Consider the following 12,298-nt stretch of genomic DNA (forward strand, 5'->3'; position numbering starts at 1 on the left):
TTTTTGCTGTTGCTGTTGCTGACGGGCAGTGTTTCTACGCTGTCGGCGCAGAACAGTATCGGGTAAGGTACTGGATGCCTTGCAGGAACCGCTTATCGGGGTGTCTATCGTCATCGATGGAACTACTCAGGGAAGCATTACTGATGTAGACGGAGCCTTCGAGCTTCAGATACCTGCCGGCGGGGCTACTCTGAATTTCTCTTATGTGGGTTATCTTACCGAAAAGGTGAAGGTGAAACCGGGACAGAAAAATATTGTGGTATATATGCAGGAAGATGCCATCATGCTGGATGAGGCGGTGGTTATCGGTTACGGTACGCAGAAGAAGGTGAACCTGACGGGAGCCGTGGCTACGGTGGGCAGCGAGAAGCTGGAGAACCGTGCGACGCAGTCGCTGGCAAACATGCTGCAAGGTTCGGTAGCCGGTCTGAATGTCACTACCTCGTCGGGTGTGCCGGGCAGCTCGCCCAGCATCAACGTGCGTGGTACGACTTCTATCAACAGTGCCGGTCCGCTGGTGCTGATAGACGGTGCGGTGGGTGAACTGGACCGTGTGAACCCGAACGACGTGGAGTCTATCTCGGTCATCAAGGATGCGTCGGCTGCGGCAGTATACGGTGCGCGTGCGGCATTCGGTGTGATTCTGATCACAACCAAGTCGGGCTCGGCACAGGACGGAAAGGCTACCGTGCGTTACAGCGGCCGTCTGGGATGGCAGGCTCCTACCACGACTACCGATTACGAAACAACCGGTTACTGGTCGGTGTATACGGTGAATACCTTCTGGCGTGCGAAGAACGGTACGAACTACGTGGACTATACCGACTACGACATGCAGCAGCTGCTGGCCCGTGTGAACGACAAGACGGAGAACCCCGACCGCCCGTGGGTAGTGGAAGATACAAGAAACGGTCGCCGTCAGTGGGTGTACTACGGCAACTACGACTGGTGGCACATGATGTACAACGACCGTCGTCCTACCCAGCAGCACAGCATCTCGCTGAGCGGGGGTACGAAGGATGTGAAATACCTGGTGAGCGGGGCATACGATTATCAGAAAGGTATCCTGAACATGAATCCGGATATCTACCGCAAGTATAACCTGCGTTCGAAGATTGACTTTACCATCAACCGCTATGCTACGCTGAGCAACAATACTTCGTTCTATGGCTCGCAGTATACTTTCCAGGGTAACGGAAGCATCGACGATACCATCGGTTACAGCGGACGTCACGCGCTGGCATGCTTCCCGATGAAGAACCCCGACGGCTCATGGCTGTACGGTACTCCTTACCTGAACTATAAGGTGGGCAACGGACGTCATATCATGCCGGGTGAGGGATCGCACCGCAACGTGAACCGCACGAACGACTTCTCGAATACTACACGACTGGTCATCACACCGATCAAACAGCTGAGTCTGACGGGTGACTTTACCTACCGTCTGTACCAGACACGCAATACACACCGTTCGAACAACCTGTTCTACCGCGAATATCCGGACGGACCGCTGCTGTCGTATGCTACCGGAGCCGGTCTGAACAAGCTGAGTGAATCGGTGAACACACGCAACTATTATTCGGCAAACGTTTTTGCCAACTACGAAGATACATTCGGCGAAGCACATCACGTGACGGGAGTGGTCGGTTTCAACTACGAACGCATGTATCTGAAGAATGTTTCGGCTGCGGGACAGAACCTGACTTCTACTTCGCTGGACGACCTCGACCTGGTGGGACAGAATGCCGAGGGTGAAGTGCTGACCGAAGTGGGCGGCGGACAGAGCGAATATGCGCTGGCTGGTTTCTTCGGCCGTGTGAACTACGACTACAAGGGACGCTACCTGTTTGAGGCGAGCGGACGCTACGACGGTACATCGCGTTTTGCTGCCGGAAGCCGCTGGGGATTCTTCCCTTCGGGTTCGGTGGGATGGCGTATCTCGGAAGAACCGTTCTTCAAGCCGCTGAGCGGATATGTAGACAACCTGAAGCTGCGTGCTTCGTTCGGTAGCCTGGGTAACCAGAATGTTTCTTCTTACTATACATACATGCGTCTGATTTCGGTAAGCGACTTTGCCGGTTTCACGTTCGGCGAGGGCAGCTCGATGGCGAAATATGCTACACTGGGTGCGCCGGTGGCATCGGACCTGACTTGGGAAACCAGCCAGCAGTGGGACTTCGGTTTCGACCTGACCATGCTGAAGAACCGCCTGAACATTACCGTAGACGGATATGTGCGCAACACACTGAACATGCTGACCGACGGTGTGGAACTGCCGCTACTTCGGGCAGCAGTGTCTATCGCCGCTGGTTTATCGACAATATCAAACTGAGCCGCGCCAACTGACAGGTGCGGTAGCAGAGAGGTTCCACAGGCTGTACAGCATTTACGCAGACGGTTTTCCACCGGCAGGCGTCGAGCTGTACGGCCTGTGGTTTTTTTATTTTTATCGTAACAATGCAATCCTGTAGGCGGACGGTGACGGACACTGCCCGGAACTGGCTATGTATCTTTGTGATACAGAAAAGAGATTGAAAGCTTTCAACAGGTATTCGTTTTAATCATTTAAAAAGTAAAAAGATTATGGAAAGAGCAGTGACTTATTCGGTAGTAGCAAGAAAGAAACCTAATGATCTGGAAGGTAGTGCCAAATATTATGCCCTGGCACAGGCACGCGGCGAGATGGGAATCCGTGAAATGGCGGACCGTATTCAGCAGATGTGTACGGTGACACGTGCCGATACGATGGCGGTGCTGATTTCGCTGGGTACGGTGATGCGTGACGGTCTGTGTGCCGGAGAAATCGTGCGTCTGGGCGACCTGGGTTCGTTTCAGATCGGTCTGAACGGTGAGGGTAGTGTCACGGAGGAAGAATATCACACCGGACTGATAAAGAAGGCGCATATCAACTTCCGTCCGGGAGCCGATTTGTCGGACATTCTGAATTCGCTGAGCTACGAACGTGTGCCGGTAAAGCCTAAAAAAGAGGAGTAAGACTCCGGAAGGGAGATGCGGACAGATGTGAAATATAAAAAACAAGGAGGAATGTATGACTGGAAAGGTAAAATGGATTCTGATCAGGATAATCAAGTGTCTGTATTGCATACTGACCGGAAAGAAAGGAGGGTGTGATGAGAAAGATTGACATGATTGTCATTCATTGTTCGGCAACGAGAGCGGATGTTCCGCTCTCGCCCCGTCAATTGGAGGAAATGCACCGGCAGCGCGGGTTCGACGGATGCGGGTATCATTATTATGTAAGGCGCGACGGAGAAATATGTACGATGCGTCCGGTAGACCGTCCCGGAGCGCACGCCAAAGGATATAACCGGCACAGTATCGGTGTGTGCTACGAAGGAGGACTGGACGAGCAGGGACGTCCTGCCGACACACGTACGGAACTTCAGAAGCGTTCGCTCAGGGTGCTGGTGAGAGTGCTTGCCATGGACTTCCAGACACGCCGGATAGTAGGACATCGCGACCTGAGTCCGGACCTGGACGGTGACGGTGTGATAGAACCGGAAGAGTGGACAAAGGTGTGTCCCTGCTTTGATGTTGGGACGGAATTATAAGAAAATTTATGTACAGTGTTATAATGATATGTTTTTATGTTAAAAAGCTGTCAAAATGTAATATGTAAAATAAATATGTGCATTATTAAATTTTAACACTTATATAAATCTTTGGTTTATAGTAATTTGTATTAAGGGACTCTTTTGAGGAGTCCCTTATTTTTTAAATATTTGTTATTGTTTGTTTTTATATGGTTTTATCCATAAATTCTCGAAAAGGGTATAAAAGTGTTCAATGTGTTAGCAGGATATTGGTGTTTATGGTAAAAAATAAAGCTAAAACTGTCTATTTGATAATTTATAGAATATGCAAGAATATTTATGTATTTTGCTTTAATTTTTTGTTTTTTAATGAAATGATATGTATATTTGCGTCCGTTATTAAAATTTTATTAGAATATGAAAAAGCGAATTACACTTTTTTGTGCCTTTTTGTTAATAGGCATAAGTCTGGCGATAGCTCAGGCTGTACAAGTGACAGGTGTCGTGATGTCTGCGGAGGATGACATGCCTGTCGTGGGAGCTTCTATTTTGGTTAAGGGAACTTCTAATGGTACAATTACGGATATCGACGGAAAGTTTATACTGAAAGTTAACAAGGGGGATAAGCTTGAAATCAGCTATATCGGTATGAAATCGCAGACAGTAGCTGCCAAAAATAATATGAAGGTGGTGCTGGAATCGGATACAGAGGTACTGGATGAAGTCGTAGTTACCGGTATGCAGCGTATGGACAAGCGATTATTTACAGGTGCGTCAACAAAAATATCTGCCGAAGACTCTAAACTTGACGGTGTGCCGGAAATCAGCCGTGCCCTGGAAGGACGTGCGGCCGGTGTATCGGTTCAGAACGTATCAGGTACTTTCGGTACAGCTCCGAAAATCCGTGTACGTGGTGCCACATCTATCTACGGTAGCTCTAAACCGTTGTGGGTAGTAGATGGTGTCATCATGGAGGATGTAACGGAAGTAGGCGCTGACGATTTGTCTTCGGGTGATGCCGTTACACTGATCAGTTCGGCTATCTCTGGTTTGAATGCTGACGATATCGAAAACTTCCAGATCCTGAAGGATGGTTCGGCTACTTCTATCTATGGTGCTCGTGCCATGGCAGGTGTGATTGTCGTTACTACCAAGAAAGGTAAGGCAGGTTCTAACAAGATCAGCTATACAGGTGAATTCACCATGCGTATGAAACCGAACTACCGTAACTTCAACATCATGAACTCTCAGGAGCAGATGGACGTATACAAGACACTGGAAAGCAACGGTTACCTGACATTTGCCGATGTATACCGTGCTTCTAACAGTGGTGTATATGGTAAGATGTATCATTTGATCAACAGTTACGACGCAAACACAGGATTTGGCATGCCAAACACTCCGGAAGCAAGAAATGCTTATCTGCGTGAGGCTGAATACAGAAATACAGACTGGTTTGATGTTTTGTTCAACAACAGCATTTCGCAGAACCATGCAATCAGTATGACAAGTGGTACTGAAAAGGCTTCGTACTATACTTCACTGAGTGTGATGAACGACCCGGGATGGACCAAACAGAGCAAGGTACAGCGTTACACTGCCAACCTGAACGCTTTGTATAACATTACCAAGAAAATTTCATTGAACCTGATCGGTAACGCTTCTTACCGTAAACAGCGTGCACCGGGTTCGTTAAGCTCGAATCTGGACCCTATAAGTGGTGAAGTAAAACGTGACTTCGATATCAACCCGTATTCTTACGCGCTGAATACTTCACGTGCACTCGACCCGAATGAATACTACGTACGTAACTATGCGCCGTTCAATATCTTGCATGAACTGGACAATAACTATATGGACCTGGATGTAGTAGATATGAAATTCCAGGGTGAGTTTAAATACAAACCTATCAATAAGGTAGAACTGAGTGTGCTGGGCGCTTACAAGTATTCTACTACTACTCAGGCTCACAAGATTACTGACTATTCTAATCAGGCATGGGCTTACCGTGCAATGGATGATGCTACTATCCGTGACGCTAACCCGTGGTTGTATACTGACCCGGATGTATCGAACGCATTGCCGGTATCGGTTCTTCCGGTGGGAGGTTTCTACCGTGAAACTAAATATGGCATGAACAGCTACGACTTCCGTGCTACTGCCAGCTACAATGATGTATTTAATGAAAACCATATCTTCAACTTCTTCGGTGGTATGGAGTTGAACGCTACCGACCGTACACAGACTTGGTTCCAGGGTGTAGGTTTGCAGTATGATATGGGTATGCTTCCTTCTTACGACTATCTGTACTTCAAACAGGGTAATGAGGAAAATGCTGCTTACTACGGTGTGTCTACAACCCGCTCTCGTGACGTGGCTTTCTTCAGTACAGCTACTTATTCATGGAAAGGTAAATATACAATAAACGGTACAGTCCGTTATGAAGGTTCTAACAAGCTGGGTAAGAGCCGTTCGGCACGCTGGCTTCCTACATGGAACGTTTCGGGTGCATGGAACGTACACGAAGAAAGCTGGTTTGAAAACCTGAGACCGGCCTTGTCTAACCTGACTCTGAAGGCTTCTTACTCACTGACTGCCGACCGTGGTCCGGCTGAGGTTTCTAACTCACGTGTAATCGTCAACAGTTATAACTCTTACCGCCCGTTTGCCAGTGTAAGTGAATCCGGACTTCAGATTACAGAACTGGAAAACAGTGAGCTGACTTACGAAAAGAAACATGAGTTGAATGTCGGTGCTGAAATCGGTTTCCTGGATAACCGCATCAATCTGGCTATGGACTGGTACAAGCGTAACAACTACGACTTGATCGGTATCATCAACACAATGGGTGTAGGTGGACAGATTTCAAAATATGCCAATGTTGCCAGCATGAAGTCACACGGTGTGGAATTTACATTGTCTACAAGAAACATTGTAACACGCGACTTCAAATGGAATACCGACTTTATCTTCTCTAACGCGAAGAACGAAGTTACCGAACTGGATGCTAACTCACGTGTTATCGACCTGATTGCAGGTACAGGTTTTGCTCTGGAAGGTTATCCGGTACGTTCACTGTTCTCTATGGACTTCCAGGGACTGAACGGACAAGGTCTCCCGACATTCATCAATGAAAAAGGTGAAGTGACTGTAAGTGACATCAACTTCCAGGAACGTAACGTTAAAGATCATCTGGTTTACGAAGGTCCGACCGATCCGACTATTACCGGTAGTTTCGGTAACGTATTTACCTACAAGAACTTTAAGTTGAATGTATTTATCACTTACTCATTCGGAAATGTAATCCGTCTGGATCCGGTATTCAGCAATGAATATACTGACTTGGATGCAACACCGAAAGAGTTTGTAAACCGCTGGACTAAGCCGGGTGACGAAAATATTACCAACATACCGGTTATCGCCGATACACGTATGAACCGTCAGGATTCTCAGTTGAGCCGCGCATACAATGCATACAACTACTCTACAGAACGTATTGCCAAAGGTGACTTCATCCGTATGAAGGAAATTTCACTGAACTATGATTTCCCGAAATCACTGGCCAGCCGTATGAAACTGAGCAACCTGTCACTGAAACTTCAGGCAACCAACCTGTTCCTGATTTATGCCGACAAGAAGCTGAACGGTCAGGATCCGGAATTCTTCAACACCGGTGGTGTGGCTGCTCCTGTTCCTAAGCAGTTTACTTTGACTTTGAGATTGGGTATTTAATTTGATTTAAAAGAGAAAATTATGATGAAAAATATAAAAACATACAGTGCTGCTTTATTGATGGCGTGGGCTTTCGCTTCGTGTAGCGATTTCCTGGATACAGTGCCAGATAATCGTGCAGAAATTGATACGGAGTCGAAGGTTACCAGTCTGCTGGTTTCGGCTTATCCTAACTATTATCCGATAATGATGTTTGAGCAGGCTTCGGACAATACGGCTGACAACGGTGAAATGTATGGCTTTGAGTTCCAGCAGGAACAGGATGCCTATCTGTGGAGTGATATCAAGACAGATACGAGTCAGGACTCTCCGCAGGGAATGTGGAACGGACTTTATATGGCGATTGCTTCGGCAAACCATGCACTGCAGGCTATCGAACAGATGGGAAATCCGGCTTCGCTGAACGCTCAGAAAGGTGAAGCGCTGTTGTGCCGTGCATATGCACATTTTGTCTTGGCTAATATCTTCTGTGAAGCTTACGATCCGGCTACCGCTGCGGAAAAATTGGGTATTCCTTACGCTACGAAACCGGAAACAGAAGTAGCTCCTGAATATACCAGAGGTACACTGGAAGAAACTTATCAGCATATTGAGGCTGATTTGCTGGAAGGACTTCCGCTGATTAATGACAATTTATATTCAGTGCCTAAATATCATTTCAACAAGAAGGCTGCCAATGCTTTTGCCGCACGTTTCTACCTGTTCTATGTAAAAGAAGATAAGTCGAACTATGAAAAGGTGCTGGAATATGGTAAGGCTGTTTTGGGTACAAATCCGGCAAGATCACTGCGCCAGCTGCAGGCCGATCTGGGTTCTATCACTAATATAGATGAAAGAGGCGATGCGTATATCTCTGCTTCGGTAGACGCTAACTTGCTGATTACTCCGATTTACAGTTCATGGCCTTATATTTATGGTCCTTACAACATGGCAAAACGTTATGGCATGAACCGTACCGTAACCACTTACGAAACACTCTGGGCAGATGCTCCATGGAACCCCAATACGTTGTTTTATGCCAGCCTGAACGGTATGGAACAGAAGTTGTGTTTCTTCAAGTATCGTATGTACTTTGAGTATACAGATAAGGTAAACGGTATCGGTTGGCGTCACGCTGTAATCGTTCCGTTCAGTACCAACGAAACATTGCTTTGCTGCATCGAGGCTAATATTCTGAAGGCTCAGCCTGACTATGCTACTGCTGTAGAATATATGAACGAATGGCTGGATGCATCGAAGGGTGACGGAAGATACGGATATCCGGAAACACTGACAGAAGATAAAATTGTAGACTTCTATGAAAGTGTGGGATATACACCGATACCTGTAACCGATGAAACCAAACGTACAGTGAAGAAACACCTGAATCCTTGCTTCTCGTTTGTAAACAAGAAACAGGAAAATATGATCCACTGTGTGTTGCAGATGCGCCGTATTGAAACTATTCACGACGGTTCACGCTGGATGGATGTAAAACGCTACGGTATTGAAATTACTCATAACCGTGATGGTATGGACCCGATCGTATTGACGAAAGATGATCCGCGTCGCGCATTCCAGTTGCCACAAGATGTTATAGAAGCTGGTCTGGAGGCTAATCCTCGATAAATGAACTTTAAAATGATAGTTGTTATGAAAAAGATAAAATACTTATTTTTGATATTGGTAGCCATGTGTACTGCTACCTCATGCAGCGAAGACGATTTGTCTCCTGATAGCATTTTTGATACGACGGCTCCTCAGCGCAATGAGTTTGATAAATGGATTCTTACGAACTATACAACTCCATATAATATCGACTTGAAGTATCGTTTTGAGGATATCGAATCGGATATGGACTATAACGTGATACCGGCCGATTACAACAAGTCGATTGCTTTGGCGCAGATGGTGAAATACCTGTGGCTGGAAGTGTATGCCAAACTGGCTGCTCCGGAGTTTCTTCCTACTTACTGTCCGAAAATCATGCACTTTGTAGGTTCACCGGAATATAACGCAGCCAGCGGTTCCATTGTATTGGGTACTGCGGAAGGCGGTATGAAGATTACGTTGTTCAACGTAAACGGACTGGATGTCGAAAATCCGAACATGGAGGTACTGAATGAATGGTATTTCAAAACCATGCACCATGAGTTTGCTCATATCCTGCATCAGACCAAGAATTACTCTACAGACTTTAATGACATTACTGCCGGTAAGTATTCGGGTGAAGGTTGGGTGAATCTGGAGGACGCTGATGTACGTAAAGACGGTTTCGTAACCGCCTATGGTTCCAGCAAACCGGATGAAGACTTTGTAGAAACCATTGCAAACTACGTGGTAAAATCGGACGCTGAATGGCAGAACATCATGAGCCAGGCCGGAACAGTAGGTGGCGCATTGATTCAGGAAAAACTGGATATGGTTACCGAATATCTGAGTGACTCTTGGGGAATTGATATTCAGGCTTTGCATGAAGAGGTGCAGGAACGCCAGTCGCATATACTGGAAATGGATTGGACAACATTAAAATGATAAAAACGGAATGAGTATGAAAAAGTTATTATATATTTTTACTCTGATCAGTTCGTTCTTGCTGGCGGGCTGTACTTCAGAAACGGAAAACTTGTTCGGTGAATCGGCTTCGAACCGTGTGGAGGAAGCGATGGAAAACGCCCGGAAAATTTTGGTTGAGGCACCGAACGGATGGTTGATGAAATATTATCCTTCTTCTCAGCAGAGTTTTGGCGGATATAACGTGTTGATGTCGTTTACTGCAGAAGGTGAAGTAACGGTAAGTGCTGATATCGCTGATCCCAGTGCTAAGTCGACAAGTCTTTACCGTTTGAAAGAACAGGCTGGTCCTACACTGACTGTAGATACTTATAATGAAATTTTCCACTTCTTCTCTGATCCGGCCTCGGGTGTAGGTGCTACAGGACTTGGTATGGAAGGTGACTATGAGTTTACTATCCAGTCGGCCACTCCGGAACAGGTTGTATTGAAAGGTAAAAAGACTGGTAATACCATTACCATGACTCCGATGCCGGAAAATGAAACTTGGGAAGCATATCTCACTGATATCGAGGAAGCTGAGCAAAAAGTAAATTATGTACTTTTCTCTTATGCTGCTGATGGTGAGAAATATGACGTAACAAAATCATATCGAACACTGGCTATCTCGCATGAAGTTGACGGTGAGAATGTGACAGAGGTCTTTTCATACATTCAGACCAAGGAAGGTATGGAATTCTACAGCCCGATTACACTGGGTGGAATGGAAGTATCGAAATTGGTTTACGATAGTGCTTCTGGTACTTGGAAGTCTGAAGATGGAAAAGCTGTATTGAGCGGTGAAACTACTCCTCCGGCATTGTTATTTGCCAACGGTGGTCCGTGGTTTGTTACTTACGACGGTATGAGTTCATACGGACAGAGTTATGTGACTTCTGGATTGGAGAAGATGAGCAGCAATATTTCGGGTAATAATTCTTTGGATTATTTGATTCTTGGTAGTTATTTCTATCGAGATAATGCTGTAAACATTGCTTATGGATCTTATTATGGAGTAATGCTTTTGGAAACGACTGTTTTGTCTGACAATCAGATTAACCTGAACTTGCCTGGTAACTGTGACCAGACAGGACTTGATTTGTGGAATGCCGGATTTAATACTGTGGTTCGTCCGATTGCATACCTGGACGGTGGTGTTACATTTACAGTTACTGCTGATGATCCAATTAATCCGACTAAGATGACACTGACTCAGGTAGGCAATACGAAGAATGTAATCGTTGTAACCAATCAGGAAACTCCGTTTGGTTATCATGAATAATAATAATTTTCTCAATTAATTTCTCTCTTAAAGAATGATTGGAAGGCTATTCCTAGTGATAGGGGTAGCCCTCACTTTTTTATTGCTGGACGGGTGTGAAGGCAAGTGGCTGTATACATTTTGCGCTAGGCACTTTGAGCTGTTTCAAAATGGGACTGCGAAAGTAAAAATCTTATAGATTACCTATTGGCGGAATTAAATTATAAAAGATTTATGTTTAAAAAGTTGTGCATATTGTTGATATTTAGTAAATTAAAGGTGATCAAACTTTTTAATAGACAAATATCGTATGCACAACTAAGTGTGCATGACATTCATTATTTTATAATAATAATTGTATATTTGGTGATGAGTTTACCTTATATTAATAAACGGCAAATTATTATATATTGATTTTATTTATTGGGATATGAAGACAACGTTTTTATGGAGTGTATGTATTTTCTTGTTATGCCTGCTCGGTTTAAACGGGTGCAGCAGTGACACAGACGAACCGGCAACTGAAGTTTACCATCTCTCGTTCGAGAAAGATTATTACGAATGTCCTTTGATAGGGACCAAGAGTATCATGGTACGAGGGGGAAACAGAGATTATGACGTGGAAGTGGCGAATCCTGAAATTATGGAGGTAACAGTCGATTTGTCGAGTCCGGTCGGGATGGGCAGCCTGCGTATAGCTCCCAGACAAAAAGGGAAAACAATGGTTACGGTGAAAGATAATGTTACCCATGAAACCGTTAGTCTGGAAATAAAGATAGTAGACGCTTATCTGAATCTTTTGGTAGCCAATCCGGTACATGAACCTTACGCTCAGGGTGATGAACTTTTCCTGATAAATAATGAGGATAGAGATTTCTATTTGTACGACGAAAACTGGCAGCTGCGTGATAGTGGCAGCTATAAGTTTTATGTCGACGGTGAAACTCCTTTTCTGGAACTGACGTTTGCAAAGGGTACGGACGGGAAAAAGATCCGTCTGTACGATATATCTTTGACAAACCAGCAGATGTTTGCTGTAATAAAGTCGTTGCTGGGATGGGACTGGAGAGAGTATATGAACGGTGGGGCAGTCACTCGGGAAGTGTCGCCTATTGTCATGCACGCTACGGATACTGAAACCGGTGTCGACTGCTATTTTATAGTCCAAACACACAGTATGCCCGAACATGTGCTCGACTGAATTGTAATTCCTGAGTTT

Annotated in this window: 8 protein-coding genes; all 8 read left to right on the forward strand. The window is 45.5% G+C overall.

The features are described 5' to 3' along the window. Positions 1-28: 28 nt before the first annotated feature. The 8 genes from BACCOP_RS07795 to BACCOP_RS07830 all read left to right on the forward strand — a co-directional run bounded on the left by BACCOP_RS07795 (position 29) and on the right by BACCOP_RS07830 (position 12,280). On the forward strand, positions 29-2,332 hold the full coding sequence (locus BACCOP_RS07795; RefSeq protein WP_148315624.1) for a SusC/RagA family TonB-linked outer membrane protein: 2,304 nt from the start codon (positions 29-31) through the stop codon (positions 2,330-2,332). Between the two features lie 251 nt (positions 2,333-2,583). Continuing rightward, entirely contained in the window at positions 2,584-2,994 is a 411-nt protein-coding gene (locus BACCOP_RS07800) for an HU family DNA-binding protein (RefSeq protein WP_007567986.1), read from the forward strand. 137 nt (positions 2,995-3,131) lie between these two features. Continuing rightward, positions 3,132-3,572: an N-acetylmuramoyl-L-alanine amidase gene (locus BACCOP_RS07805; RefSeq protein ID WP_007567990.1), complete on the forward strand. Its 441-nt coding sequence runs from the start codon at positions 3,132-3,134 to the stop codon at positions 3,570-3,572. A gap of 399 nt (positions 3,573-3,971) precedes the next feature. Next, a complete protein-coding gene (locus BACCOP_RS07810; RefSeq protein WP_007567992.1) occupies positions 3,972-7,286 on the forward strand; it encodes a SusC/RagA family TonB-linked outer membrane protein in 3,315 nt (1,104 codons plus the stop codon). Between the two features lie 21 nt (positions 7,287-7,307). Continuing rightward, entirely contained in the window at positions 7,308-8,894 is a 1,587-nt protein-coding gene (locus tag BACCOP_RS07815; protein ID WP_007567994.1) for a RagB/SusD family nutrient uptake outer membrane protein, read from the forward strand. A gap of 24 nt (positions 8,895-8,918) precedes the next feature. Next, entirely contained in the window at positions 8,919-9,800 is an 882-nt protein-coding gene (locus BACCOP_RS07820) for a zinc-binding metallopeptidase (protein WP_040311938.1), read from the forward strand. Between the two features lie 16 nt (positions 9,801-9,816). Further along, positions 9,817-11,100 carry a DUF4302 domain-containing protein gene (locus BACCOP_RS19250; RefSeq protein WP_007567997.1) on the forward strand — a complete coding sequence of 428 codons (1,284 nt, stop codon included), beginning with the start codon at positions 9,817-9,819 and terminating at the stop codon, positions 11,098-11,100. A 409-nt stretch (positions 11,101-11,509) separates the two neighbouring features. Then, on the forward strand, positions 11,510-12,280 hold the full coding sequence (locus BACCOP_RS07830) for a hypothetical protein (RefSeq protein WP_007568001.1): 771 nt from the start codon (positions 11,510-11,512) through the stop codon (positions 12,278-12,280). The last annotated feature ends 18 nt before the right edge of the window (positions 12,281-12,298 follow it).

The sequence above is a fragment of the Phocaeicola coprocola DSM 17136 genome, from assembly GCF_000154845.1.
GTDB classification, from domain to species: domain Bacteria; phylum Bacteroidota; class Bacteroidia; order Bacteroidales; family Bacteroidaceae; genus Phocaeicola; species Phocaeicola coprocola.